The sequence below is a fragment of the Stappia sp. 28M-7 genome (assembly GCF_014252955.1).
GTDB lineage: Bacteria > Pseudomonadota > Alphaproteobacteria > Rhizobiales > Stappiaceae > Stappia.
Genome location: NZ_JACMIA010000001.1, coordinates 3,753,272 through 3,779,718, shown reverse-complemented (window position 1 = coordinate 3,779,718; position 26,447 = coordinate 3,753,272). Strand labels below are relative to the sequence as shown.

The 26,447-nt window shown below is 65.8% G+C and carries 26 protein-coding genes; 19 read left to right on the top strand and 7 right to left on the bottom strand.

What is annotated here, in order from left to right:
- Positions 1-3: 3 nt before the first annotated feature.
- From phnK to H7H34_RS16895, 12 genes are all read left to right on the top strand, one after another.
- Complete coding sequence (gene phnK / locus H7H34_RS16950) at positions 4-780, top strand: phosphonate C-P lyase system protein PhnK (RefSeq protein WP_171901438.1); 777 nt, start codon at positions 4-6, stop codon at positions 778-780.
- Between the two features lie 2 nt (positions 781-782).
- Positions 783-1,514 (top strand): phosphonate C-P lyase system protein PhnL, encoded by a 732-nt coding sequence (gene phnL / locus H7H34_RS16945; RefSeq protein WP_185925873.1) that lies wholly within the window; start codon positions 783-785, stop codon positions 1,512-1,514.
- A gap of 10 nt (positions 1,515-1,524) precedes the next feature.
- Positions 1,525-2,145, top strand: coding sequence for a DapH/DapD/GlmU-related protein (locus tag H7H34_RS16940; protein ID WP_185925872.1), 621 nt, complete (start codon positions 1,525-1,527; stop codon positions 2,143-2,145).
- Positions 2,146-2,267: 122 nt separating this feature from the next.
- Entirely contained in the window at positions 2,268-3,119 is an 852-nt protein-coding gene (gene phnC / locus H7H34_RS16935; protein WP_120269304.1) for a phosphonate ABC transporter ATP-binding protein, read from the top strand.
- Positions 3,120-3,196: 77 nt separating this feature from the next.
- Positions 3,197-4,102 carry a phosphonate ABC transporter substrate-binding protein gene (phnD, locus tag H7H34_RS16930; RefSeq protein WP_185925871.1) on the top strand — a complete coding sequence of 302 codons (906 nt, stop codon included), beginning with the start codon at positions 3,197-3,199 and terminating at the stop codon, positions 4,100-4,102.
- 81 nt (positions 4,103-4,183) lie between these two features.
- On the top strand, positions 4,184-5,041 hold the full coding sequence (gene phnE / locus H7H34_RS16925) for a phosphonate ABC transporter, permease protein PhnE (RefSeq protein WP_185925870.1): 858 nt from the start codon (positions 4,184-4,186) through the stop codon (positions 5,039-5,041).
- A gap of 1 nt (position 5,042) precedes the next feature.
- Positions 5,043-6,389 carry a phosphonate ABC transporter, permease protein PhnE gene (gene phnE / locus H7H34_RS16920; RefSeq protein WP_185925869.1) on the top strand — a complete coding sequence of 449 codons (1,347 nt, stop codon included), beginning with the start codon at positions 5,043-5,045 and terminating at the stop codon, positions 6,387-6,389.
- Between the two features lie 124 nt (positions 6,390-6,513).
- A complete protein-coding gene (locus tag H7H34_RS16915) occupies positions 6,514-7,206 on the top strand; it encodes a DUF1045 domain-containing protein (protein WP_185925868.1) in 693 nt (230 codons plus the stop codon).
- Between the two features lie 30 nt (positions 7,207-7,236).
- Positions 7,237-8,376: an alpha-D-ribose 1-methylphosphonate 5-triphosphate diphosphatase gene (locus tag H7H34_RS16910; protein ID WP_120269300.1), complete on the top strand. Its 1,140-nt coding sequence runs from the start codon at positions 7,237-7,239 to the stop codon at positions 8,374-8,376.
- A 3-nt stretch (positions 8,377-8,379) separates the two neighbouring features.
- A complete protein-coding gene (phnN, locus tag H7H34_RS16905; RefSeq protein ID WP_185925867.1) occupies positions 8,380-8,961 on the top strand; it encodes a phosphonate metabolism protein/1,5-bisphosphokinase (PRPP-forming) PhnN in 582 nt (193 codons plus the stop codon).
- 163 nt (positions 8,962-9,124) lie between these two features.
- Positions 9,125-9,859 carry an FkbM family methyltransferase gene (locus H7H34_RS16900; RefSeq protein WP_185925866.1) on the top strand — a complete coding sequence of 245 codons (735 nt, stop codon included), beginning with the start codon at positions 9,125-9,127 and terminating at the stop codon, positions 9,857-9,859.
- Between the two features lie 146 nt (positions 9,860-10,005).
- Positions 10,006-10,740 carry a response regulator gene (locus tag H7H34_RS16895; RefSeq protein WP_245165108.1) on the top strand — a complete coding sequence of 245 codons (735 nt, stop codon included), beginning with the start codon at positions 10,006-10,008 and terminating at the stop codon, positions 10,738-10,740.
- Between the two features lie 23 nt (positions 10,741-10,763).
- On the opposite strand, the gene H7H34_RS16890 is transcribed toward H7H34_RS16895, so the two are convergent.
- A complete protein-coding gene (locus tag H7H34_RS16890) occupies positions 10,764-12,116 on the bottom strand; it encodes a hybrid sensor histidine kinase/response regulator (RefSeq protein WP_185925865.1) in 1,353 nt (450 codons plus the stop codon).
- Entirely contained in the window at positions 12,113-13,288 is a 1,176-nt protein-coding gene (locus H7H34_RS16885; RefSeq protein WP_371811414.1) for an FIST N-terminal domain-containing protein, read from the bottom strand. The genes H7H34_RS16890 and H7H34_RS16885 overlap by 4 nt, the downstream gene beginning before the upstream one ends.
- A gap of 251 nt (positions 13,289-13,539) precedes the next feature.
- On the opposite strand from H7H34_RS16885, the gene H7H34_RS16880 reads away from it, so the two are divergent.
- From H7H34_RS16880 to H7H34_RS16850, 7 genes are all read left to right on the top strand, one after another.
- Positions 13,540-14,277 carry an SRPBCC family protein gene (locus H7H34_RS16880; RefSeq protein ID WP_185925863.1) on the top strand — a complete coding sequence of 246 codons (738 nt, stop codon included), beginning with the start codon at positions 13,540-13,542 and terminating at the stop codon, positions 14,275-14,277.
- Between the two features lie 125 nt (positions 14,278-14,402).
- Positions 14,403-14,894, top strand: a complete 492-nt coding sequence (locus H7H34_RS16875; RefSeq protein ID WP_120270924.1) for a (2Fe-2S)-binding protein — start codon at positions 14,403-14,405, stop codon at positions 14,892-14,894.
- A 226-nt stretch (positions 14,895-15,120) separates the two neighbouring features.
- Positions 15,121-17,490: a xanthine dehydrogenase family protein molybdopterin-binding subunit gene (locus H7H34_RS16870; RefSeq protein WP_185924131.1), complete on the top strand. Its 2,370-nt coding sequence runs from the start codon at positions 15,121-15,123 to the stop codon at positions 17,488-17,490.
- Between the two features lie 137 nt (positions 17,491-17,627).
- On the top strand, positions 17,628-18,428 hold the full coding sequence (locus H7H34_RS16865) for an FAD binding domain-containing protein (protein ID WP_185925862.1): 801 nt from the start codon (positions 17,628-17,630) through the stop codon (positions 18,426-18,428).
- Positions 18,429-18,797: 369 nt separating this feature from the next.
- Positions 18,798-19,283 (top strand): putative pterin-binding protein, encoded by a 486-nt coding sequence (locus H7H34_RS16860; RefSeq protein WP_185925861.1) that lies wholly within the window; start codon positions 18,798-18,800, stop codon positions 19,281-19,283.
- A gap of 4 nt (positions 19,284-19,287) precedes the next feature.
- Positions 19,288-21,318 carry a putative bifunctional diguanylate cyclase/phosphodiesterase gene (locus H7H34_RS16855; RefSeq protein ID WP_185925860.1) on the top strand — a complete coding sequence of 677 codons (2,031 nt, stop codon included), beginning with the start codon at positions 19,288-19,290 and terminating at the stop codon, positions 21,316-21,318.
- A 136-nt stretch (positions 21,319-21,454) separates the two neighbouring features.
- Positions 21,455-22,282: a 3-oxoadipate:acetyl-CoA acetyltransferase gene (locus H7H34_RS16850; RefSeq protein WP_185925859.1), complete on the top strand. Its 828-nt coding sequence runs from the start codon at positions 21,455-21,457 to the stop codon at positions 22,280-22,282.
- 96 nt (positions 22,283-22,378) lie between these two features.
- On the opposite strand, the gene H7H34_RS16845 is transcribed toward H7H34_RS16850, so the two are convergent.
- From H7H34_RS16845 to H7H34_RS16825, 5 genes are read right to left on the bottom strand one after another with little or no spacing between them, the layout of a single operon-like run.
- Complete coding sequence (locus H7H34_RS16845) at positions 22,379-23,653, bottom strand: ABC transporter substrate-binding protein (RefSeq protein WP_185925858.1); 1,275 nt, start codon at positions 23,651-23,653, stop codon at positions 22,379-22,381.
- 17 nt (positions 23,654-23,670) lie between these two features.
- Positions 23,671-24,114: a hypothetical protein gene (locus tag H7H34_RS16840; RefSeq protein WP_120266940.1), complete on the bottom strand. Its 444-nt coding sequence runs from the start codon at positions 24,112-24,114 to the stop codon at positions 23,671-23,673.
- Positions 24,111-25,163: an aldo/keto reductase gene (locus tag H7H34_RS16835; protein WP_120268253.1), complete on the bottom strand. Its 1,053-nt coding sequence runs from the start codon at positions 25,161-25,163 to the stop codon at positions 24,111-24,113. The genes H7H34_RS16840 and H7H34_RS16835 overlap by 4 nt, the downstream gene beginning before the upstream one ends.
- 13 nt (positions 25,164-25,176) lie before the next feature.
- Positions 25,177-25,557 carry a TIGR04076 family protein gene (locus tag H7H34_RS16830; RefSeq protein ID WP_120266941.1) on the bottom strand — a complete coding sequence of 127 codons (381 nt, stop codon included), beginning with the start codon at positions 25,555-25,557 and terminating at the stop codon, positions 25,177-25,179.
- Positions 25,554-26,321 carry a GntR family transcriptional regulator gene (locus tag H7H34_RS16825; protein ID WP_120266942.1) on the bottom strand — a complete coding sequence of 256 codons (768 nt, stop codon included), beginning with the start codon at positions 26,319-26,321 and terminating at the stop codon, positions 25,554-25,556. The genes H7H34_RS16830 and H7H34_RS16825 overlap by 4 nt, the downstream gene beginning before the upstream one ends.
- Positions 26,322-26,447 lie beyond the last annotated feature (126 nt).

Here is a 26,447-nt window from a genome sequence, read left to right as displayed (position 1 = left end):
ATGCTGGATGAAACGCCGCTGCTGAGCGTTGCGGGACTGTCGCGCTATTACGGTGAGCGGGTCGGCTGCCGGGATGTCTCGTTCGAGGTCTACCCGGGCGAGGTGCTGGCCATCGTCGGTGAGAGCGGCTCGGGCAAGACGACGCTACTCAACTGCATCTCGACACGGCTGGAGCCAAGTGCGGGCAGCGTCAGCTACCGCATGCGGGACGGCGAGAGCCGCGATCTCTACCGGATGAGCGAGGCCGAACGGCGCCTCTTGATGCGCACGGACTGGGGCTTCGTGCACCAGAACCCGGCGGACGGGCTGCGCATGACCGTGTCGGCCGGCGCCAATGTCGGCGAGCGGCTGATGGCCGTCGGCGAGCGCCACTACGGCCGCATTCGCGACACCGCCACCCACTGGCTGTCGCGGGTGGAGATCGCCGCCGACCGCATCGACGATCAGCCGCGCGCCTTTTCCGGCGGCATGCGCCAGCGGCTGCAGATCGCCCGAAACCTCGTGACTGGCCCGCGCCTCGTGTTCATGGACGAGCCGACCGGTGGGCTCGACGTGTCGGTGCAGGCGCGTCTGCTCGATCTGCTGCGTGGTCTCGTCAACGACCTCGGACTTGCTGCCATCGTCGTCACCCACGATCTCGCGGTCGCCCGGCTGCTGTCGCACCGGATGATCGTGATGAAGGATGGCCGGGTGGTCGAGGAAGGACTGACCGACCGGGTGCTCGACGATCCGCAGGCGCCCTACACCCAGCTTCTCGTCTCTTCCATTCTGCAGGTGTGACCATGTCCGATCTCGTCAGCCGCGAAGCCGGCACCGTCGCCGTGCGGGCAAGTGCCCTGTCCAAGTCCTTCTGCATGCACCTGCAGGGCGGTCTCGAACTGCCGGTGGTGGAGGGTGCGTCCTTCGAGGTGCATGCCGGAGAATGCGTCGTGCTCGGCGGCCCGTCGGGCGCCGGCAAGAGCTCCATCCTCAAGATGCTCTATGGCAACTATGCCGCAACGGGCGGCGAGATCCTGATCCGCCACGGCGAGGCGATGGTCGATCTGGTTGCGGCCTCGCCGCGGCTGGTGCTGGCCATCCGCCGCGAGACCCTCGGCTATGTCAGCCAGTTCCTGCGCACCGTTCCGCGCGTTGCGGCAATCGACGTGGTCGCCGAGCCGCTGGTTGCGCGCGGCATCGACGCAGCCACCGCGCGGGAGCGGGCAGCTCAAACGCTCGAACGGCTCAACCTGCCGCAGCGTCTCTGGCAGCTGCCGCCCGCGACCTTTTCCGGGGGCGAGCAGCAGCGCGTGAACATCGCCCGCGGCTTCATCACCGATCACCCGGTGTTGCTGCTCGACGAGCCGACCGCCTCGCTCGATGCGGCCAACCGGCGCGTGGTGATCGAGATGATCGCTCAGAAGAAGGCGCAGGGCGTCGCGCAGATCGGCATCTTCCACGACGAGGAAGTGCGCGAGGCTGTCGCAGACCGGATCATCGACGTGCGCGGCTTCGCGCCGGCGCGCGCAGCCTGAGGGGCGGGGCATGGCACGACTTTCCGAAACTCCGTTCATCCATCCGACCGCCGAGGTCAGCGACTGCGAGTTCGGCCGCTACACCGAGGTGGATGCGCGGGTCAGCATCAGCGAGACCCGCATGGATGATTATTCCTATGTGATGCGCGACGCGATGATCTGGAACGCGGAGATCGGCAAGTTCGCGAACATCGCCGCCTGCGTGCGGATCAATGCCACCCATCATCCGATGGAGCGGGCAACGCTGCACCATTTCACCTATCGCGCGAACGACTATTGGGACGATGCCGAGCAGGAGGCCGACTTCTTCCGGCGGCGCCGTGCGCTGCGGGTCCGGATCGGTCACGACACCTGGATCGGCCACGGTGCCACCATCCTGCCCGGCGTGTCGGTCGGCGATGGCGCGGTGATCGGATCGGGGGCCGTCGTGTCGCGCGATGTCGCGCCGTACACCATTGTCGGCGGCGTTCCCGCGCGGTTGATCCGGGAGCGCTTTCCGGCGGATGTCGTGGCGCGCATGCAGGCGCTTGCCTGGTGGGACTGGAGCCATGAACGCTTGCGCGAAACGCTCGAAGACTTTCGAAATCTCGATCCTCAGGCGTTTCTGGACCGTTACGAGGCAATTCAGTGAAGTCATAAGCCGGCGCATTGCTTTTTCGGAGCCGGGAAACGTCAGGGAATTGTCATAAAACCGCAGATTCCCTGTCATCTATACAGGATACGCAAGCTTCAATCATCAGGATTGAGGCGCAAATGTTCAAGCTCGACGGTGTGACGCGAAAGTTCGGATTGCTGACCGCGGTGGATGGCGTGACGCTGGACATTCCGGACGGACAGATGGTCGGTGTCATCGGCCGTTCGGGTGCCGGCAAGTCCACCTTGCTGCGGATGCTCAACCGGCTGGTCGATCCGAATGGCGGACGGATCCTGTTCCGCGATACCGAGGTTTCGGCGCTGTCGGGATCCGCTTTGCGCTCGTGGCGGCGCGACTGCGCGATGGTGTTTCAGCAGTTCAACCTCGTGCCTCGCCTCGACGTCGTGTCCAACGTGCTGCATGGCACGCTGAATGCCCGCTCGACGCTTTCGACCGTGTTCAACCTGTTTCCCAAGGCCGACATCCTGCGCGCCATCGACATCCTGGAGCGGCTGGGCGTGGCCGAGCATGCGCTGAAGCGGGCCGAGGCCCTGTCGGGTGGCCAGCAGCAGCGTGTGGCGATTGCCCGCGCGCTGATGCAATCGCCGAAGGTGCTGCTTGCTGACGAGCCCATCGCTTCGCTCGACCCGCTGAATGCCAAGATCGTCATGGACGCGCTCAAGGACATCAACGAGCGCGAAGGGATCACCGTCATTACCAACCTGCACACGCTGGACACCGCGCGCACCTATTGCGAGCGGATCATCGGCATGTCGCTGGGGCGGGTCGTGTTCGACGGCACCGCGAATGAGCTGACAGCCGAAGCGGTGCGCGAGATCTACGGCACCGATGGCGAGGGCAACGAAATCTCCGAGGCCATCACCTCGACCAGCATCACCGCCACGCCGATGCCGGCTGCGGTGGTCTCCCCATCCCCGGCCATGCTGCGGACGGCCTCCGCCTCCGCCTGAGCCGCAGGATCCGGCGCGGCTCTCCGCGCGCGGTCACACGCAACGAACACCAAACGACCTCTTTCAGGAGACGTCATATGCTCAGGAAGCTTCTCTTGGCCGCCACTGCGGTCGCGACCATGTCTGTCGGTGCAACGGCGCAGGAGATCACCGAGTTCCGCATCGGCGTTCTCGGCGGCGAGAACGCCCAGGACCGCCTGGCCTCCAACGAGTGCCTGCGCTCCTATGTGCAGGACCTGCTCGGCGTCGAGACCAAGATCTTCACCCCGGCCGACTATGACGGCGTGATCCAGGGCCTGCTCGGCGGCTCCATCGACCTGGCCTGGCTCGGCGCTTCGGGCTACGCGAAGACCTACCTGACCGATCCGGAAGCGGTCGACGTCGTGCTGGTCAAGACCAACCTCGACGGCTCGTTCTCGTATCACTCCATCGGTTTTGCTCGCAAGGACAGCGGCATCACCTCGCTGGCCGACATGAAGGGCAAGAAGTTCGGTTTCGGTGACCCGAACTCGACCTCCGGCTACCTGATCCCGTCCATCGAGATCCCGCAGCAGACCGGCGCTTCCATGGAAAACGGCGCATATTTCGGCGAAGTGGTCTTCACCGGCGGTCATGAGCAGACCATCGTTGCCGTGAAGAACAGCGATGTCGACGGTGGCGTGACCTGGGCCGACGGCCAGGGCGAGTGGATCGACGGCTACAATTCCGGCGCCCTTCGCAAGGCGGTCGATGCCGGTCTCGTCGATATGAATGACCTGGTCGAGATCTGGCGCTCGAAGCCGATCCCGGAAGGCCCGGTCGTCCTGCGCCGCGCCCTGCCAGCCGACGTCAAGGAGAAGGTCACGCAGCTCCTGAAGGACCTGCACGGCAAGGATCCGGAGTGCGCCTACAACGTGGCCGCCGGCGAGACCGCGGGCTTCGCCCCGATCACCCACGATGCCTACGAGTCGATCATCGCGGTCCGCAAGGCCAAGAGCAACTGATCGACTGATCTTCGTGACAGCCGGGCGGGACCCTTGGTCCCGCCCGTGCGCTTTGGCCCATGCCAATGGTAGCAGGACTTCATGACGGACACGGCTTCCGCTAGGTCGGGCGATATCCGCGCCGACTATCTCGCCCATGCCCGCCAGCGGCAGATGTACAGCGGCATCCTGCTGCTGGTCTTCACCCTGCTGATGGTATCGGGCTTCCAGCTTGCCGATGCCCGCAATGCCGGCGGCTTCTGGACCGGCATCCACCAGTTCTTCGACTTCCCGTCCGAGGTGGTGAGCGAGGCGATTGCCAAGGCCGGCAACCTGCCGGGCCTGATGTGGACGTTTCTGCCGTCCCTGATCGAGACCATCAACATTGCCGGCGTGGCGACGCTGATCGGAGCCTGTGGGGGCGCGCTGCTGTCGCTGCTGTCGACGCGCGGGCTGGCGCGGTTTCCCGCGCTGATCCCCGTGTTCCGGCGGCTGATGGATGCGATGCGGGCGATCCCCGAGATCGTCATCGCCCTCGTGCTCATCTTTCTGCTCGGCGGCGGGCCGGTGCCGGCGATGATCGCCATCGCCTTCCACACGACGGGGGCACTGGGCAAACTGTTCTCGGAAGTAAGCGAGAATGCCGACCGCAAGCCTGTCGAGGGGCTCGCCTCGGCGGGCGCGAGCTGGAGCCAGTCGATGTGGCTCGGCGTGCTGCCGCAGGTCCTGCCGAACTGGCTTTCCTATGCGCTCCTGCGCTTCGAGATCAATGTGCGTGCCTCCGCCATTCTGGGTTTCGTCGGCTCTGGCGGCATCGGTTACGACCTCAAGACTGCGATGCAGTGGGGGCAGGGCCGCTACGACCAGGTTGTCGCGATCTTCCTGCTGCTCTTCGCCACCATCGTCGTCATCGACCAGGTTTCGAGCCATTTCCGGCACAAGCTGGTGAAGGGGCACTGACATGGCTGCCATGATCTCCACAGCGCAGGCCGGCTCGCTCGGCGACGCGGCGGTTGCCGCCTTCGACCGCAAGCGGCGGCTTGCCTTCACCATCCCTGCGGTGGTTCTCCTCTACTTGGCCTACGTGTTCTTCGCCTTCGACATTCCGGGCATCGTCGCCAATGCGAGGACCGACAATGCGGCGATCCTCCTGTCCGACTTCTGGAGCCACAAGACCCATGTCACGCGGGACAACCGCACCGGCGACGTCACCGTGGCCATCGAAGGCGAGAACAAGGGCACCTATCCGCCCGGCCGTCTGCCCGACTGGGTGGGCATGCATGATGGCGTCACGCGGATCGATCTCGGCGAGGGCTACGAAGTCGTCTACGAGGGCGAGGGCGCGCGTTTCACCGTTCCCGATTACGGCGTGATCCGCGTCGAGCCGGAGGGGCGGGGCATCCGTCTGGAACTGCCGGAGGGCGAGGTTCCGGGTTGGATCAACGCATCGTCCGCCCGCGTCACCGCGACGACACCGCAGGGGCGGTTCTCGATGACCCGCAACCGGACCGAGACTTTCCGCTACGAGCCGGGCTGGGAGCTGTTCTTCTTCACGCTCGACAGCCCGTTCAGCGGCCGGTCGGTGTCCGAGCTGGCAGGTCTCGCCGTCTCGGGCGAGCGCATCGATCCGGCAAGGCCGAACATCGCCTACATGCTTTCGGAATTCTGGACCAACAAGATGTGGCGGCACGGTGACGTCGCCTGGGCTCTGTTCGAGACGGTACTGATGGCGTTCCTGGGAACCATGGGCGCGGCGCTGGTTGCACTGCCGCTCGCGTTCCTCGCCGCGTCCAACTTCACGCCCGCACGGATCGTGCGCTTTGCGCTCAGGCGTGTGTTTGACTTCGTGCGCGGCGTCGACGGGCTGATCTGGACCATCATCCTCAGCCGCGCCTTCGGGCCCGGTCCGCTGACGGGATCGCTGGCGATCCTGATGACGGACACCGGCTCCTTCGGCAAGTTGTTCTCGGAGGCGCTGGAAAACATCGACCGCAAGCAGGTAGAAGGTGTCCAGTCGACCGGCGCCTCGCCGATCCAGCAGGCGCGCTTCGGCGTGATGCCGCAGATCGTGCCGGTGCTGCTCAGCCAGGTTCTCTACTTCCTGGAATCTAACACGCGCAGCGCCACCGTGATCGGTGCCATCGTCGGCGGCGGTATCGGCCTGCTGCTCACCCAGGCGATCATCACCCAGAAGGACTGGGAGGAGGTCAGCTACTACATCGTCCTCATCATTCTGATGGTGATGGCGATGGACAGCCTGTCCGGATGGCTCAGAGGCCTGTTGATCGGTCGGACCGGTCGGACGTAAGTTTGACGGCTTACTGTCGGGGCTGTCCCGGCAGGTCCTGCCCGTCACCGGGGCCGGTGCATGGCGTTGCGGCCCCTGGCGCAGATGTCCTGACCGGCTCTCGGCTCCACGAAAAGCGGAACGTATGCGATACGCGATCTACTTCACGCCCGATGCCGGGCATCCGCTGGTCCGCGCCGCCGAAGACTGGCTCGGCCGCAGCGCATTCGGCCGTACGGTCGAGCCGGCGAATATCGGCGGGTTCTCGCCGCAGGCCCGGGCCGGCCTGATCGCCTCTGCGGTGCGCTACGGCTTTCACGGGACGCTGAAGGCGCCGTTCCGTCTGGCTGCAGGGCGGAGCGAGAACGAACTGGTTGCCGCTTTCGATGCCTTCTGCGGCACGACGCGGCCCATCGCTCCCGTGAGCTTGAAGCTGTCGAACCTCGACGGCTTCTTCGCGCTGACGCCCGCCGGCCCGGTGGACGAGCTGAACGGGTTGGCTAGCGGCATCGTGCGGCACTTCGAGCCGTTCCGGGCGCCTCTTACCGAGGCGGAGATCGCGCGCCGCAGGCCGGAGAGGTTGTCGCCGCACCAGCGGGAGCTGCTCGAGAGCTGGGGCTACCCCTATATTTTCGACGCATTCCGCTTCCACATGACGCTCAGCGGCCGGCTGGACGGCGAGACGGCAGTTGCCGTTCGCCGGGCTTTGGACGAGCAGTTCGATGCACTGGTGGCGACCCCGGTCGCCTTCGACCGGCTGGCGATCTTCGCCGAGCCGGCTCCAGGTGCTCCCTTCATCTGCCTGCATCAGGCGCCGCTTGCGGGAACAGGCGGCTGACAGACCGTTCCCTTCGAGAAAGACGGACCGATGGATACCATACTGACCAATGCCCGGATCGTGCTGGCCGACCAGGTTGTCGAGGGCTCGCTGCATCTGCGCGACGGCCGCATCGCGGGTATCGACAGCGGCCCCTCGTCGCTGCCGGGCGCGCAGGACATGGGCGGCGACTATGTGATCCCCGGGCTGGTCGAACTGCATACCGATCATCTGGAAAACCACTATGCGCCGCGCCCCAAGGTCCGGTGGAATCCTATCGCGGCCGTCTGCGCCCATGATGCGCAGATCGCTGCCAGCGGCATCACCACGGTCTTCGATGCCCTGCGCGTCGGGCTCGACGAGGACACCGACATCACCGATGCCGACATGCGGCGGTTGGCCGATGCCATCGAGGCGGGCATGGCGAAGGATCGGCTGCGGGCGGAGCATTTCATCCATCTGCGCTGCGAAGTGTCCGCGCCCAATTGCCTGGAGAGCTTCGAGGTTTTCGAGAACGATCCGCGCGTGCGCATCGCCTCGCTGATGGATCATTCGCCCGGGCAGCGCCAGTTCGTTAGCCTCGAAGCCTACGCGGTCTACTACAAGGGTAAGCGGGGCATGAGCGACGCGGAGTTCAACGACTTCTGCGAGCGGCGGATGGCCCAGTCGGCAACCTGGTCCGACAAGAACCGCAAGATCGTCGCCGAGCGCGCCAGGGCGCGTGGGGTCATGCTGGCCAGCCACGACGATGCGACTGACGCCCATGTCGACGAGGCGGTGGAACTGGGGATCCGCGTTGCGGAATTCCCGACCACGCTGGAGGCCGCGCGGGCGTCCAAGTCGCAGGGGCTGGCGGTCCTGATGGGCGCTCCCAACGTGGTGCGGGGCGGCTCGCATTCCGGCAATGTTTCGGCGCGGGATCTTGCGGCCAACGGCCTGCTCGACATCCTGTCGTCGGACTACATCCCCTTCAGCCTCATCCAGTCCGCCTTCTTCCTGGGCGAGGTGGTCGACGGGATCGATCTGCCGGAATCGATTGCCATGGTCACGCGCACGCCGGCCCGCTCCGCCGGGCTCGACGACCGCGGCGAGATTGCCATCGGCAAGCGCGCCGACCTGGTGCGTGTCCGGGTCGAGGAGCACATTCCGATCGTGCGCACCGTGTGGCGCGAAGGCAACCGGGTGGTCTGACCGATGCAGGGGGCAGCTTCGGGCGGGCAGGGGCCGCTGATCGCCGTCGTCGGGCCGAGCGGGGTCGGCAAGGACACGCTGCTTTCGCGGGCACGCGCCGCCCTGTCCGATCGACCGGATGTTCTTTTCGTGCGCCGGTCGATCACCCGGCCGGCCAGTGTGGATGCCGAGGAGCATGTGCCGATCACGGCAGAAGCGTTCGATGAGGCGGAGCGCGCGGGTACCTTCGCCTATTGCTGGCGGGCGCATGGGCTAGGCTATGGGCTTCCTGCCTCCCTGTCTGACCATCTGGCAAGAGGGCATCCCGCTGTGATCAACGGGTCGCGCAAGGCTCTGGCGGGCATGAAGGAGCGGTTTCCTACATTCGCGGTAATACAGATCACCGCAGCGCCGGAGGTGCTCGCCGCGCGGCTGGCCGCGCGCGGGCGTGAGAGCGCGGACGAGATTGCCGCCCGCATCGCGCGGGCCAAGGAGCAGCTTCCGGTCGCCCCCGCCTGCACCATCGACAATAGCGGCGAACTCGACGAGGCGGCCGAAGCTCTGGTTGCCGCCATTCTCGAACTGGCCGATCCGGCACCCCGCTGATCTTCTCGGTATCGCCATCCACTGCGGCTCTTGCGCAAGGCCCGAAGCTTTGCGACAAGAAGTGTGGAATTGCTCGCATTGCGAGCATTGACAAAAATACGGATGCGGTTGGTTGCGGGTCGGGCCGTGGCGCCATCGCATGCCGAAGGACGGAGTGGATCGGATGTCGGGGCAACTGGTAACCCATCGCACCAGCGGGCTGGTGCTGTCTTTGGACGAGACCGTTGCCAATGATCGGATCATCGAGGAAATCCGGCGCGGCCGCTACGAGGCGTCCGAGCTGTCGATGGCCTCGCGCTTCGTGCGCAAGGACGACCGGGTGCTGGAGCTTGGCGCCGGCATCGGCTTCATCTCGGCCGGCGTCATGCGCAATGTCGGCCCTGCCTACTACGCCGCCGTAGAGGCGGATGCCCGTCTCATCCCGCATATTCGCGAGACGCACCGCAAGAACGGTGTGTCCGGCGTCGAGGTGATCAATGCGGCCTTCGTGTCCGATCCGCAGATCCTCAAGACGGGTTTCGTCGAGTTCACCCTGCACCGTGAGTTCTGGCGCTCCGGCATCGGCCAGGACCAGGAGGGCGTGACAGAGACGGTGCGCGTGCCGGCAGTGGATGCCTCGGCCTTTATTGCCGAAAAGGGGATCACGGTTCTCATCGCCGACATCGAGGGCGCGGAACTCGACCTGTTCAGAAACCTGCGTGTCGGTGGCCTCAAGCGCATCGTGCTGGAAGTGCATCCGCACAAGATCGGCAAGGCCGGCATGATCGAGATCTTCTCCGGCCTGTGCGCGGAAGGCTTTGCCTACAATGCCGCCCTGTCGGAGGGGCCGGTCGTGTGCTTCGAGGCCGTCGGAGACAGCGAAAGCAGCGAGGCGGAGCTCTTTACCCGCTTCGCCTGAGCGTTCCCGCGACCCTGCGCTTCACACCTCTCGTTCTTTAGTCCGCTTGTCGGGGTGTCGATGCTTGGCGACACTCCTTGTCAGGGTGTGCCGGCGCTTGTCGGCCTCTTGCGGACAAAGCCTTTGAAGATCACGCATTTGATGCGATGGTCGGAGAGACCGACATGTCAGTTCAATCTGGTGCCATGGCCAAATTCCTGATCATCGACGATCATCCGTTGTTTCGAGAGGCTCTGCATAGTGCGGTGACGCAGGCCTATCCGGATGCCGATACCCAGGACGCCGCATCGCTGTCGGAAGCCTGTGATATTCTCGCCGCGGAAGGCGGTTTCGACCTAGCGCTGCTCGACCTCAACCTGCCGGGAGTGCGCGGCATGGACGGGCTTTTGCACCTGCGGACCAATTTTCCGCGTCTTCCGGTGGTGGTTGTTTCGGGACATGAGGAGCGGAAGGTCATCTCGCAGGTGATCGCCTACGGGGCGGCCGGGTTCATCCCGAAATCGGCCAAGAAGGCGGCCCTGGCTGACGCAATCCAGAAAGTCATCAACGGTGCGGTGTTCGTGCCCGACGATCTTCTGGCGGGCAGCGATGACCAGATCGACGCACATGCCCAGGACATGATCGACCGGGTGGCAACGCTGACGCCGCAGCAGCTCAAGGTGCTTCGGATGATCTGCGACGGGCTGCTCAACAAGCAGATCGCCTACCAGCTGGAGGTGGGGGAAACCACCGTGAAAGCGCACGTCTCGGAGATCTTGCGGAAGCTCAACGTCTTCAGTCGCACCCAGGTGGTGATCGAGATGTCGAAGCTGGAACAGATTTCGGGCCCCGATCTCTTCGACCCCTTTGCGCACGGCAAGAGCGGCAAGGCCGGCGCCTGACCGTCCTCACTTGCTGGCCGCCTCTACGGTGCCGCGGCCAGAAGATGCGCCATGAGCGCTCGTAGCTGTGCGGGTTTCACCGGCTTGGCCATGAATTCCGCGCCAAGGTTCGCCGCGTCCTTCACGACTGCCTCGGAGATATCCGCCGTGGCAAGGATCACCGGGGCCCGGCGCCGCAGGCGCTGCAGCAGTGCCGCGACCGTTCGCGTGCCCTGGTCGCCATGGTCGAGATGCTGGTCGGCGATGATCAGCTCGGGCACGAAGCCTTCGTCCAGCAGTTCGTCCGCTCCGGCCTGCGAGGCTGCGATCCGGTGTTCGCATCCCCATCCGTCGAGGAGGGTCGACATTGCGCGGGTCACCTCGATGTCGTTTTCCAGCAGCAGGATGCGCCGGCCGGCAAGGGTGGCGTCGCAGGCCGGCCGCTGGGCCGCTTGCGGCCTGGCCTTGCCGGGCGAAGGCGGCTCGCACCGTTCGGCGAGAATGCGGAAACGGCTGCCTTTGCCGACTTCCGATGTCAGGCTGAGTTCGTGGCCGAGTGCCGTCACTAGGCGGCGCACGATGGACAGGCCGAGGCCGAGAGCGCAGTCGTCGTCGCGCCCGGCATGGCCCTTGGCCGCCGGCCCACGGTGGAATTCGTCGAAGATCAGCTCGCGCTGGTCGAGCGGGATGCCGCAGCCCGTATCCACCACTTCGATGGCCACCATGTTGCCGCGCCGCCGGGTGCCGATCAGCACGCCGCCGCGGTCGGTGTAGCGGATGGCGTTGGAGATCAGGTTCTGCAGGGCGCGCCGCAGCATGGTCCGGTCGGAGCGCACATGGTCCCCGGTGATCGAGGTCTGCAGGCGCAGGCCCTTCGCTTCGGCGATGGGGCGCAGATCGGACAGCAGCGACTCGATGACCGGGACCAGCGGCACCGCCGTGGGGTCGGGTACCATCACTCCGGCATCGAGGCGGGAAATGTCGAGCAGCGTGTGCAGAAGCTCGTTCATGGTGTCGAGCGAGCGCTCGACCTGCATGACCATCGCCCGGCCGCGTTCGCTCTTCTGCAGGTCGTAGAGCGCCGACATGGTCAGCTGGGCCGCGTGCAGGGGTTGCAGCACGTCATGGCTTGCGGCAGCGAGAAACCGTGTCTTCGACTGGTCGGCGCGCTCCGAGATTTCCTTCTGCCGGGCAAGTTCCGCGTTGGTCTTCTCGAGATTGCGCAGGGTGGAGGTCAACTCGTCTGTGCGCCTGCGGACCTGTCCCTCCAGCGCGATGGCGGTCTGAAACAGCGAAAAGGCGTTGCGCTGCTGATCCATCGCGCGCTCGACGCGATTGATCAGCGCATCGTTGATGCGCTTCAGGCGTTCCGCATCGTCGATGTCGAGAATGCTCATGGACCGCTCCCGCCGCTCTGTCCCAGACCGAAGGCAATGCCGGTGAAGGTCTGGTTGAGGTGCATCGACAGGTACTGTTCGCCATAGGTGTTGAAGCCGATGACCTTGTTCTCACGATAGATCGCGGCGATGCGGTGTGTCACCTGGCGGTTGCGGGCATCGATCCGCCGCAGAACGCAGTCGAAGCCGAGTACGAAGTCGATGCCGCCGATGCGCTCGCGCACCGCGTCGAAGGCGGCGCGCGTGGTGCGGGTCATGCCGGCCGGTTCGGCAACGGTCATGACGATGCCGTCGTCGATGGCGCAGAAGAAGGAAAGCGAGCCGTCGCGGTTCATCTTTTGGACCGAGCGGCAGTAGTACTCCCCGCCGACCCGTACGACGAGCGGATGCGAGGCGAAGCTCATCGGCGACAGGCTCTGCGGATCCATGCCGATCACACGGGCATATTCTTCTGCGGCTGGGGCTGCGTTGAACTCGTGGACGATGCGCCTGTCGGGATCGGAGCGGGTCACCACCAGCTTGTCCGGTGTGGGGACGAAATTGTCGGTCTTGAAGATGTGGAAGGGAACCTGCGTCTCGACCAGGATCAGGATCGCGGCATTGCTTGCCGGTTCCCCGTCCAGGAGCAGGGTCGTCGCGCCGAAGCGCATGTCATCGCCGGCCGACCCGCCCAGAAGGGGAATGTCGTCGAGGCCCCAATGAAGCGCGGCGGTGACGGATTCCTCGGCGAATGACAGGCCGTCGATCAGGCACAGGGCGAATGTGTTGGCAGGGCTTGCGGCGGATCCGAGAAATCCGCGCTTGGCCTTGCTGACCTGTGCCACGATCCTTTCCATGCCGGCGCGGCGAATGTCCAGGATCCGGTGGGCTGCGATCCGAAAGCGGGCGGCCGGGAAGAGAATGACGACGAGATTGCCCTCGCAGATGCCGCTTCGGGTGATCTCCCCTGCAGTGGAGCAGGCCGCATAGGGCAGGTCGGGGCATATCGCGGCCAGTGCCGCTGTCACATCCTCGGCTGCAAAGCGCGCCGAAGAGAAGAACACCAGGGCAAAGCCCGCACGATTGCGCTCGCGCGCGGCGGCCACGCGAACCCAGTATCCCGCATCGCCCGGGTCGTCGCAATCGAGTGCGATGACGCCGCAGGCGTGTTCGATGCCGCCGTTCGGCTGCACGTTTTCCTCCCTCGCGCCGCCCGCCATCTCCCCGTTCCGGACTGCCGGCAAGACCGGCTCCCGGATGGCGCTGTGGCGACGGCCCAGTCTAGGTCCGCTCGCTTCGACGTGACAAGCAGACGTTCGGCTTTGACCGAAAGTACAGTGTACAAGGGGGGAGCGCTGCCTTTTCCTGAGGGCGCCTGGAGGGAGACCGGGCAAACGGCCTGCCAGGCATCTTGACGCCAGAGGCCGGGCCGGGAGGAGCTTCCATGGATTTGTTGGGTGAGTATCGGATTTTGGCAGGTCGCGGGGCGGTTTGGGCCGCGCTGAACGATGCGGATGTTTTGCGTCGTTGCATTCCCGGTTGCGAGGAGCTTGAGAAGGTTTCGGATCGGGAGATGACGGCGACGGTCGTTGCGAAGATCGGGCCTGTGAAGGCGACGTTCAAGGGTGCGGTGACGCTTGAGAACCTGAACCCGCCTGAGAGCTACACGATCGTCGGCGAGGGCAAGGGCGGGGTTGCCGGCTTTGCCAAGGGTGCGGCGGATGTGTCGCTGGCCGAGGACGGGGCCGAGACGGTGCTGAGCTACACGGTGAAGGCGCAGGTCGGCGGCAAGCTGGCGCAGCTTGGCAGCCGTCTGATCGTGTCGACGTCGCGCAAGATGGCGGACGAGTTCTTCGGCAAGTTCAAGGAGATCGTGGAGGGCGGCGCGGCGTCGGGCGAGACTGGTGCTGCTGCTGGCGCTGGTGCTGCGGCGTTTGCGGACGAGCCGGATGCGGGCGAGATCGAGGCGGCGAAGAGCGCGGCTTTGTCGCGGCTTCCCGGCGATGTCGGCGAGGCGGTCTCTGATGCGGTGCACGAGGCGGAGGAGCGGGTCGTGAAGACGGCGCGCGAGGTCGAGACCGAGGTCGAGGCGGCGGCGGGCCGGGGTTTTCTCGGCGGCCCGATGGTGTGGGGGCTTGCGGCGCTTGCGGTGGTGATCGTGATCCTGGCGCTGACACGGTGAGGTTGGCGCGCTGAGTTTGGCGCGCCGGTGTTGGCGCGCACTGGTTTGGGCAACAGGTTTGAAGATGGCCGGCCGGGTCCTGAAGGGGCGTTGGAACAGGCCTTTTGGAACGAGGGAGGATTTGCATGGCCGAAGTGAGCATGGTCGTGAACGGGCGGACGGTGACGCGGACGGTCGAGGACCGGACGCTTCTCGTTGAGTTCCTGCGCGAGGGTCTTGGCCTGACGGGGACGCATGTGGGCTGCGACACGTCGCAATGCGGGGCGTGCGTGGTGCATGTGGACGGCAAGGCGGTGAAGTCCTGCACGATGCTTGCGGCGCAGGCCTCGGGGTCGGACGTGACGACGATCGAGGGTCTTGCGTCCGGGGGTGAGCTGCACCCGGTGCAGGCGGCGTTCAAGGAGCATCACGGGCTGCAGTGCGGCTTCTGCACGCCGGGGATGATCATGGCGGCGGTGGACATGATCGCGCGCCATGGCGGGGGACCGCTGGACGAGGCGACGATCCGGGCCGAGCTGGAAGGCAACATCTGTCGCTGCACGGGCTACCACAACATCGTCAAGGCGATCGCGGCCGCGAGCCAGACGATGGCCGGGATGAAGACGGCGGCCGAATAGGGCGCTGAAGCCGCCCTGCCGGTGCAAGGCCCGCGGCCGTTCTGGGGCGTTCTGGGGGGAACGGCCCTGCGGCGGGCCTGCCGGGCAGGGTGTCCGGGCGCATCGTCCGGATCAGGGCTTCGGGCCAGAACTTCGGGCAAGGACAGTTCGAGCAAGGACAATGTCGAAGCGGAGTGCGGCGCGGCGAGGAGGCCGGCGGCCGCGGGCATCCGCGAGGGAGGACGAGATGGCAGGTTCGGTTGAAGGTATCGGCGCGCGCGTGCAGCGCCGCGAGGACAAGCGCTTCATCACCGGCAAGGGCCGCTACACGGACGACATGACGGTGGCGGGCATGGCGCATGCGGTGTTCGTGCGCTCGCCCCATGCTCATGCGAAGGTGGTGTCGATCGATGCGGATGCGGCCCGGGCCATGCCGGGCGTGATCGCGGTGCTGAGCGGGCAGGAACTGGTTGCGGACGGGGTGGGCAACCTGATCTGCGGCTGGATGATCCACTCGAAGGACGGCAGCCCGATGAAGATGGGCGCCTGGCGGGCGCTGGAGAGCGAGCATGTGCGCCATGTCGGCCAGGCGGTGGCGGTGGTGATCGCCGAGACGCGGGGCCAGGCGCGCGATGCCGCCGATGCGGTGGAGGTCGAGTACGAGCCGCTGCCCGCGGTGGTGGATGCGCTGGACGCGCTGAAGGACGGCGCGCCGCAGCTGCACGAGGAAGCGCCGGGCAACCTGATCTACGACTGGGAGATCGGCGATGCGGCCGCCACCGAGGCGGCCTTCGCCTCTGCGGCGCATGTGACGCGGATGGAGATCCGCAACAACCGGCTGGTGCCGAACCCGATGGAGCCGCGCGCGGCCCTTGCCCAGTACGACGAGGCGGACGAGCACTACACGCTGTGGACGACCTCGCAGAACCCGCATGTGGCGCGTCTGGTGCTGTCGGCCTTCTACAACATCGCGCCGGAGCACAAGCTCAGGGTGATCGCGCCGGATGTGGGCGGCGGCTTCGGGTCGAAGATCTACATCTATCCGGAAGAGATGGTGTGCCTGTGGGCGTCGAAGAAGACGGGCGTCCCGGTGAAGTGGACGTGCGAGCGCACGGAGGCGTTCCTGACGGACGCGCATGGCCGCGACCACTACTCGGAAGCGGAGATGGCGCTGGACGCGCAGAACCGGATCCTTGGGCTTCGGGTGAAGACGGTGGCGAATCTCGGCGCCTACATGTCGCTGTTCTCCTCGTCGGTGCCGACCTATCTCTACGCGACGCTCTTGTCTGGCCAGTATGCGATCCCGGCGATCCACTGCAACGTGAAGACGGTCTACACCAACACGGTGCCGGTGGATGCGTATCGCGGGGCGGGGCGGCCGGAGGCGACCTACCTGCTGGAACGGATGATGGAGACGGCGGCGCGCGAGGTGGGGATGGACCCGGCCGAGTTCCGGCGGGCGAACTTCATCCGCTCGTTCCCGCACCAGACGCCGGTGATCATGTGCTACGACGCGGGCGACTACGATGCCTCGCTGGAGGCGGCGCTGTCGGCGATCGACTATGCGGGCTTTGCGGCGCGCAAGGCGGAGGCGGCGCGGCGGGGCAAGCTGCGCGGCATCGGGCTGTCCTGCTACATCGAGGCGTGCGGCATTGCGCCGAGCCAGGCGGTCGGCTCGCTGGGAGCGGGCGTCGGCTTGTGGGAATCGGCGGAGGTGCGGGTGAACCCGGTCGGCACGATCGAGGTGCTGACGGGCTCGCACAGCCATGGCCAGGGCCACGAGACGACCTTTGCGCAGCTGGTGGCGGAGCGGTTCGGCGTCGGCCTCGACACGGTCGCGATCGTGCATGGCGACACGGACAAGGTGCAGTTCGGCATGGGCACCTACGGCTCGCGCTCGGGCGCGGTCGGCATGTCGGCGATCGTCAAGGCGCTGGACAAGGTGGAGGCGAAGGCGAAGCGGATCGCAGCGCACCTGCTTGAGGCCTCGGAAGGGGACATCGCGCTGGAGGGCGGCACGTTCAAGGTGGCCGGCACGGACAAGGAGCTGCCGTTCTTCCAGGTGGCGCTTGCCGCCTATACGGCGCACAACCTGCCCGCCGGGATGGAGCCGGGCCTGAAGGAGGGGGCGTTCTACGACCCGACCAACTTCACGTTCCCGGCCGGCACCTATGTGTGCGAGGTGGAGGTGGACCCGGAGACGGGCAAGGTCGAGATTGTCGACTTCGTTGCGGCGGACGACTTCGGGACGATCATCAACCCGATGATCGTGGAAGGGCAGGTGCATGGCGGTCTGACGCAGGGCATCGGCCAGGCGCTGCTGGAGAACGCGTCCTATGACGCGGACGGTCAGCTGCTGTCGGCGTCCTACATGGACTACACGATGCCGCGCGCCGACGACGTGCCGTCCTACCGGCTGATGACGACGGTGACGGCGTGCCCGGGCAACCCGCTGGGGATGAAGGGCTGCGGCGAGGCGGGGGCGATCGGCTCGCCGCCGGCGGTGATGAACGCGATCACCGACGCGATCGGCACCAACGCGCTGGAGATGCCGGCAACGCCGCAGGCGGTGTGGGCGGCGCTGAAGACGGTCCGGCCGGCACAGGCCGCCGAATAGGGCAGCGGAGCAGCACGGCGGAACAGACGCCCACGCAATCCTTGAGGACGGCGCTCCCGGACGGCCCTAGGCCCCGGGGGCGCCTCACCAGACGAGCAAGAGGCCCGGTCGGAACTGCCGGGCGAGGGAGAACCGGGATGTACGAGACGACCTATCACCGGGCGACGAGCGTCGCCGATGCGGCGGCGAAGATCGCCGGCAGCGAGGACGGCAAGATCCTGTCTGGCGGCATGACCTTGCTGCCGACGATGAAGCAGCGGCTGGCGGCGCCGTCCGATCTTGTCGACGTGACGCATGTCGCCGACCTGAAGGGGATCGCGGAGACGGGCGGTGCCTTGCGGATCGGGGCGGCGACGACCCATGCGGAGGTTGCCGGCTCGCAGAGCGTGCGGCGCCTGGCGCCGGGGCTTGCGGAGCTTGCCGGCCATATCGGCGATCCGCATGTGCGCCACCGCGGGACGATCGGCGGGTCGATCGCCAACAACGACCCGGCGGCGGACTATCCTTCGGCGATGCTGGCCTTGGGGGCGACGATCGTCACCGACAAGCGCCGGCTTGCGGCTGAGGAGTTCTTCACCGGTCTGTTCGAGACGGCGCTGGAGGAGGGGGAGATCGTGACGGCGGTGGAAATCCCCGCCTGCGCGGCCTGCGCCTATGCCAAGTATCCGAACCCGGCCTCGCGCTATGCGATGGCCGGCGTGTTCATCGCCCGCACCGAGGACGGGGTACGGGTCGCGGTGACGGGCGCCGGGTCGAACGGCGTCTTCCGCCACGAGGGGCTGGAACAGGCGCTGTCGCAGAGCTTCACGCCGGAGGCCGCGGCCGCCGTCGCAACCGAGGCCGACGACCTCATCTCCGACATCCACGGCTCGGCCGAATACCGCGCAAACCTCATCACCGTAATGGCCAAACGAGCAGTCGCTAAACTCGCAGGCTGACAAACCACGCCGCACGTCGACGGGGTATCAGGACCGGCATTGGCCCGGACAGCGCTGCGCCCGCACCACAAAAACACCACAGCCCGGATGGAAAACCATCCGGGCTGTTTTGCTTTGGAACGAGCGTCCGGGAATGTTTCACGCCGCCGCTGCCTCGCTGACGAAACGGTATCTCGCCTTGGTTTTCCGTTTTCCACTGATGGTATGGTTAACAAATGGTAAGGATTTAGCAGTGGTGACAAGTATTTAATCTAAAAATTCCCTCCGGAACGTACTATAGTGTCGCTTGAATCGAAGGGGCGGCGCTGGGTGTCAAGAAGTAAAACGCGACTTTCGATTGAATAATAGGTACAATAACGGAGAACGGTCATGTCACTTGCACGGTTCCTTTTGTCACTTGTTGCAGGCATGTGGTTGCTCGCCGTCCCCGCGGCCCACGCGTCCGGCCCCGTCGTTCTGACAGTCGAGGGCAATATCGAGGGCAACGCATCCCGAGATTTCACAATTGCCGATCTTGAGGCCATGGGCGTCAGCAAGGTCAAGACCTCGACGCCATGGCATGACAAGGTGGTTACCTTCGAAGGAATTCTCCTGTCCGATCTTCTGGACAAGCTCGGCAGCAAGGGCGAGATGATCGAAGGTGTCGCGCTCAACAATTTCTACACCGAGATTCCGGTATCCGACGCGACGGCCTACGGCGTTCTTCTGGCGTTCAAGGCGGACGGTGCCTATCTCGGGGTTCGCGACAAGGGGCCGCTTTTCGTCATCTATCCCTTCGACCGCTTTCCGGAGCTGAGAAACGAGCTCTATTACTCCCGTTCGATCTGGCAGTTGCGTCGTATCAAGTTGAAGTGAGCCGATGACCCTGTCGATCCTCCTCAAGCGCGCGACTGCCGTCGGTGACCGCTTCCGCCATTTGGCCATTTCGGTCCTGGTGGTTCTGGTGCTGGCGGTTCTGTTGCACGCCGAGGCGGTATTGACGACCGGGGGGGCGGTGGACAAGTCGATGCGCTACGACATCGCCATGTCGGGGCTCAACGGACGTGTCGACGCGATGACGGCACGGCAGCGCATCTCGCAATATGCAGCGACCGGCCGCATATCGGACGCGGAAGAGGCCTGGCTCTTCTACAATATTCTGGCGAGCCGTATCGAGACCTGGTCGTCGGGGGCGTTCGGTGCCTTCGTTGCCGCATCGCCGCGGCGTAAGGCCATGCTCGACGAACTGTCCCAGGACGTGGCATCGATCGAAAGCGACTATGCAGCCCTGCCGGATCGGGCGGCGCTGGCGCGTATCGATGCGGTGCTCGAAAAGGCTGTGGGCGTGATCGACCGGATCGGCGGCGAGGCGCTGATGGACAATCTTGTCGAGGCCGCCGAAACCCGCGCCACATTGCTCGAGCGCCAGAGGCTGCAGAACATTCTGGTTGAGGTGCTGGTCGGTACCGGTGCCGTGCTGCTGCTGTTCATGTCTATCCAGGCCCGCTCGCTGCGCCGGGCGAGGGCAACAGCCGAGCAGACAGCGCGCGAGTTCGAGTTCGCCGCTCGCCATGATCCGCTGACGGGTTTGCCCAACCGCATCGCCTTCCACGATTCGCTGGAGCAGGCGATATCGACTGCCAGGCCGCGAGAGAGCGGACGGCTTGCCGTCCTTGCGCTCGATCTCGACGGGTTCAAGGCGGTCAACGACATTCTCGGCCATGCGTCCGGCGACGATCTGCTGCGTTCGGTCGCCGACAGGCTGCGCCGGATCGTTGCCGACTGGGGCCCGCGCGACGTGGTCTCGCGGCTTGGCGGCGACGAGTTCACGGTGCTGACCCGGCTTTCCGGCGGAGAAGAGGAGGCCGTGTCCAGGGGCAAGCTGCTCATCGACGGGCTGCACGAGGCCCATACGCTGAGCGGCGGCAATGTGGTGGTCAACGCGACGATCGGCGTTGCGCTGGCGCAAGACGACGAGAGCGGCTCGTCGATGCTGCAGAACGCGGATCTGGCGTTGAGCCATGCCAAGGCAACCGGCAAGGGCCGCGTGCAGCTCTACGACGTTTCCATGCGCGCGGACGCAACACGTCGCCGCCAGATCGAGGAAGGCATCACCCAGGCGCTGGAGGACGGGGACATCGCGACCCACTACCAGCCTCAGGTCGACATGCTGACCGGACGCATCGTCGGGCTCGAGGCGCTGGCCCGTTGGCGTCATCCGGCGCTCGGCTGGGTGCCTCCCAGCGAGTTCATTCCCATTGCCGAGGCGTCGGGACGGATCGTCGAGATCGGCGAGCGGATCCTGGAGCAGGCCTGCCGCGACACGCTGGCGCTGCCCATCGAGCTGCCGGTCGCGGTCAACCTGTCGGTGGCGCAGCTTGCGCGCGAGGATCTGGCCGAGACCGTTGCCGATGTGCTGTTGCGCTTCGGCTTGCCGGCGTCGCGGTTGAAACTGGAAGTGACCGAAAGCGTCGTCATGAAGGACACGCGCCGGGCGATCGCGACCCTGAAGAAACTGAAGGCCCTCGGCGTTTCGATCTCGCTCGACGATTTCGGAACCGGCTATTCGGCGCTGTCCTATCTGCGCAGTTTCCAGTGGGACGAGCTGAAGATCGACCGCAGTTTCGTGCGCTCGCTGGAGAGCGACCGTCACAGCCTATCGATCGTCACGTCGATCCTGGAACTGGCCGCACGGCTCGATATCGGCGTGACTGTGGAAGGGGTGGAGACGAAGCAGCAGGTCGCGCTGCTGACCGGTGCCGGCTGCCGGGTGGCGCAAGGGTTCCTGTTCGGCGCCCCTGTGCCGGCGACCGATCTCGTTGCGCTTCTGGCGCGTGGCGGCAGGGTGGGTGGCGGGTTGGAAAACTTCGCGTTGCCAGCGGTCGTGACGCCTGCGCGCGGTCTGCTTTGATCCACCCATTTGCCGATCTTCGGCGAAGCTGCTAACCAGATCGAAGGTGCCCGTGAACCGCCTGTCCGGGAGGGATGGGCGCCGGGGCGCGGCTTGCCTCAAGCCGCATTTTCTTCACAGGAGGTATGTGCGTCCCATGTCCGAACCTTGCATCATCTGCGTGGCGATCACCGGTTCCGTGCCGCAGAAATCGGACAATCCAGCGGTGCCGATCACCGTTGCGGAACAGGTCGAGAGCACGCAGGAAGCGTTCGAGGCCGGAGCAACCATCGCCCATTGCCACGTGCGCGAGGAGGACGGCAAGCCGACCTCCGATCCGGAGCGCTTTGCCGGGCTGGTCGAGGGGCTGAAGAAGCACTGCCCCGGCATGATCATCCAGCTGTCGACCGGCGGGCGCTCGGGTGCCGGCAAGGCGCGGGGCGGCATGTTGCCGCTGGCGCCCGACATGGCGTCGCTTTCGGTGGGCTCCAACAATTTCCCGACGCGGGTCTACGAGAACCCGCCGGACCTCGTCGACTGGCTGGCCTCGGAAATGCTGACCTACAACGTCAAGCCGGAGATCGAGGCCTTCGACCTCTCGCATGTCTTCCAGGCCGCGTCCATGGTCAAGGATGGCCGGCTCAAGGGGCCGCTGCATGTCCAGTTCGTGATGGGCGTGAAGAATGCCATGCCTGCCGACCGCAAGGTCTTCGAATTCTATGTCGAGACCTTGAAGCGGCTGATGCCGGAGGCGACATGGACGGGCGCGGGCATTGGCCGCAACCAGATCGAGCTGAACCGCTGGAGCCTTGAGCTTGGCGGCCATTGCCGCACCGGCCTTGAGGACAATGTGCGCCTCGACAAGGAGCGGCTTGCGCCCTCCAACGCTGCGCTGGTGCAGCGGGTCGTCGATCTTTGCCCGGAATACGGCCGCCATCCGGCGAGCGTTGCCGAGGCGCGCGCGCTTCTGGGGCTTGCCGCGTAAGATCCGGCCGGGGGCGCCTGGAGCCCGTGGCATGGACAATAAAAAAGGCCCGTACCGGCATCGGTACGGGCCCTTTGTTTTTCGGAAGCGGCAAGCTTACTTGCCGGCCAGTTCGTCCTTGAGGCTCATCACGTCTTTCGCCGACATCTCGCCGACGGTCGTGACCTCGCCGGACGAGATCCGCCACAGGCGGAACGGACCGGTGATGTCGCCGTATTCGTCGAAGCCGACCGGCCCGATGACGCCTTCGTACTTGATGGGCTTGCCGGCCTTGATCAGTTCAAGCGCCTTGGCGAACTCATCCTTGCCCGCGAAGATCGGCTCGCCGTCCGCGGCAACCACCTGCGGGATGGCGGCCTTGATCGCATCGGCTTCGGCGGAGCCTGCCTTTGCGATGGCGAGGCCGACAATGGCGCCGGCATCGTAGGAACGGTCGGCGGCCGGAGCGCTCGGCTCGATGCCGCCGGAGAAGTCCTTGTAGGCGCCGTAGAAATATTCCGTCGACTTGGTCGGCGTGGTGCCGGACGACGTGCCGAAGGCTTTGTCGAGGAACTTCGCGCCGACGCTCTCGATGAAGTCGGTGGAGTTCATGCCGTCGTTCAGCAGGAAGGTCTGCGGTCCGCCCTGCGAGATCCAGGCGCGGGCGATGGTGGCGCCGTCGACCGGATAGCTGACGAGATAGAGCGCTTCCGGTTCGCCCGCCATTGCGGCGGACGCTTCGGCCGAGTAGCTCGCCTGCTTCTCGTTGTAGGGGGTCGTGGACGTGATGGTGCCGCCGAGCTTTTCGAAGGCGGATGAGAACTCGCGCACCATGTTCACGCCGAAGTCGTTGTTCACATGGATGATGGCGAGCTTCTTCAACCCCTGGTCGATGGCGTATTTCGCCGCCGCGGTGCCCTGCAGGGCGTCGGAGGTGATCGTGCGGAAGAAGTAGCCGCCGCTCTTGCCGTCGCGGGCGAGCTGGGTCAGCGTCGGCGAGGAGGAGGCAGGCGAGACCTGGACAACGCCGGCCGGGGCGGTGACCGAGGTCAGGATCGGGATGGAGACCGAGGAGATGATGCCGCCGATGACGACAGGCACCTTCTTGATGTTGACCAACTGGGTGGCCTGATCCACGGCGACATTGCCTTGGCTCTGGCTGTCGCGGGTGTCTGTCACCAGCTTGCAGCCGTCCAGAACGCCGCCGGCATCATTGAGATCGCGAAACGCCATCTCGACCGACTTGGCGCCGGCCTGGCCGTACTGGCCGGCAGGGCCGGTGAGTTCGAGGACGAGGCCGACGGTGACCTCGCAGGCCTGCGCCGCCGAACCTGCCGCCAATGCGGCGAGGACGCCGCCGGCAAGCGCGGAAGTCCATTTCAACTTGCTCATTGCTGTTCCCCTTCTCGTCATTCTGCCGCCGGTTGTTCGTCCGTGCGGTCATTGATCCAGGTTTCCTGGACGAAGCGCCACGCCACCCCCAGGGGAGCGTCGGCATTTCTGGAGAACAGCGCGCCTGCACGGCGGAAGGTGGTCCTTCCGCCGTGCTCCTGCCGTTCCACATAGGTCATCAGGGCGTCGTCGCCGGTCTCACGCAGAACCGCCACATCCTCGATGGCGATCGCGAAACCCTCGGCAAAGCGCCCCCTTGCGGCGGCCAGCATCGACGTCAGGCCTTCGTGGTCCTGTAGGGCGCCGTCTGGGCCGATGCGATGAAAGTCCGGTTCGAATGCGGCAAGCGCGGCGGCAAAGGCGCTGTCTTCGAGCCGGCCGGCGAACCAGTCGACGAAGAACTCGTGCCGGGCGACGATCTCGCGCGCGGCGGCAGCGCCGATGTCGCCTGTGTTCGTCATGCGGCTTTCTCGTCGTTGAGGTTGTATTTCATGATGCGTCCGTGGCGCCCGTGGCGGTCGCGCTCCAGCGTGTAGACATCGCCGTCCAGCTCGCGGGCGGAGGCGAGAACCTCAGCGATCTTCGCGCGGTCGCCGGCATCCAGGGCGATCTCGCAAAGGCCGAGATTGGAGGGAAGGTGCGCCCGGTTGCGCGCGCCGACGATGACCGCGCCGACCTGATCGCGGTCCAGCACGCAGCGGCTGGCAACGCTGGCGATGTCGGTGCCGTGCTTGTCGGCGACTTGCTTGAGGGCGGCCAGCAGTGCCTGAAACAGGTCCCAACCGCCGAAATCCTCGATGATCAGCTTGTATTTGACCAGCGAGCGGTTCTCCAGGTCCGCAACCGGCTCGGCTTGGCCCAGCCACTTCTCGCTCAGGAAACCGCCAGCGACCGTGCCATAGCACAGGAAGGACATGCCGTTGTCGCGGGCGATGCCGGCAAGCCGCTTGGCCGGGCGCGTGTCGAGCAGGGAATACTGCACCTGTGCCGAGACGAGAGGCACGCCTGCAGCCAGCATGGCGGCAACATGATCGCTGTCGAAATTGGTGACGCCGATATTGCGGATCTTACCGGCCTGGCGCAGCTCCTTCAGCCACAGGGCGACATCCAGCCAGCCGGGAGCATTGTAGTCCCACCAGTGGAACTGCACGAGGTCCAGCCGCTCGCAGCGCAGCCGTGACAGCGAACGGTCGACCAGCTCTTCCACATGCGCGCGGTCGATGCCGATCAAGCGGTCGAGATCCGGCACCAGCTTGGTGTGGACGCAGATCCGGGACAGGGCTTCCTCTCCCCGCAAGTCACGGTAGCGCTCGCGGAAGGCGCCGATCAGTTCTTCCACGCCGGTGTAGATGTCGGCGCAGTCGAAGGTGGTGATGCCGGCATCGGCAAAGGCGACCATGTCGTCGATTGCCGTGTCGCGGTCGACCGCGCCGTGCCCACCGGCGAGCTGCCAGCCACCGCGGATGACGCGGGAGATGACGTGATCGTCTTTCAGGACATGGGTTTCCATCTTGGTCACGGGGTCACTCGCCGTTTGCGCTGTCGCCAGCGGCATCTGGAAGGGGAACGGCAGTGGTCGCCGCATGGGAGAAACGGCGCAGACCGAGCCGCGTGATGCGCAACCGGCTGGCGCAGTTGGGATCGGGGCAGGCGACATCCGCGTCGCTGGTCATCCAGTCGTTGGGATGAGTCGGGCGCTGCTTTGCCGCCAGCAAGGGCAGGACGGCCGCGATGGAATAGATCGAGAAGCCCTGGCCGGGCGGCATGTGCAACATCTCGCCGCGCAGCTCGAAGTGATCGCCCGGCTTTGCCCCGCAATAGACCTTGCCGCCGTCCTCCGGCATCACCGCTTCGACCCGCAGATCGTAGAGCTCGAAGCTGTCGTCGTTCGCCTCGTGGCTCATCGGGTTTCCTCGCCGGTTTCGGTCAGGTGCTTGCGCAGGATGTCGAAGGCACGTCCGATATCCGCCTTGAGCGCGGCTTGTGCGGCCGGCGTGTCGCGCCGGGTTACGGCCTCGACGATCTCGCGGTGAAAGTGGGTGGCGGATCGGTCGGTGACGGGATCGAAGAGGCGGGCGGAGGCGCGCAGATACGGGCCCGACTGCAGCCACAGGCTCTCGATGATCGGGATCATCACCTGCGATCCGGCCGCGCGATAGAGCGTGAAGTGGAAGGCGTGGTTGAGGTCGGCCGCCTCGCCGGAGATTTCCCGGCCCCTGGTTGCCAGTACGGCATCGCAGGCATCGGTCAGATGCACCAGTTCCTCGACGAGCGCATCCGTGACGTTCGGCATGGCAAGGCCGATGATCTCGCTCTCGATAATCGCGCGCGCGCGGGCCAGATCCTCCAGGCGGTCGCGGGAGATCAGCGGCACGCGGACGGAGCGGTTGGGCATCGCCTCAAGTGCCTGCTCCGAGATCAGGCGGGCCAGAGCCTCGCGCACGGGCATGGTACTGGTGCCGAGGCGGTTGGAGACGTCGACGATGCGCAGGACTTCGCCGGGGTCGAAGAGGCCCTGGATCAGGGATCGGCGCAGCTCGTCATAGACGCTGTCCTGAACCGTGCGCCGGCCGACCGGATTGAGCGGAGCCAGCGCGCCTTCGGTGTCGCCAGCCTCGGTCGCGGCGCCTGCAACACGCAGCGGTCTGCTAGCCGTCCTTGCAGCCATCGCCTCCTCCTTGGCTTCCCCCTCCGGGGCAGGTCGCGAGGTGTGAGGGTGCCGGAATGCGGCCGAAGCACCCCACAAGGCGGTGGTCTCGCTCCCCTCGAAGCCTGCCGAAAAACCTGTCTGTTC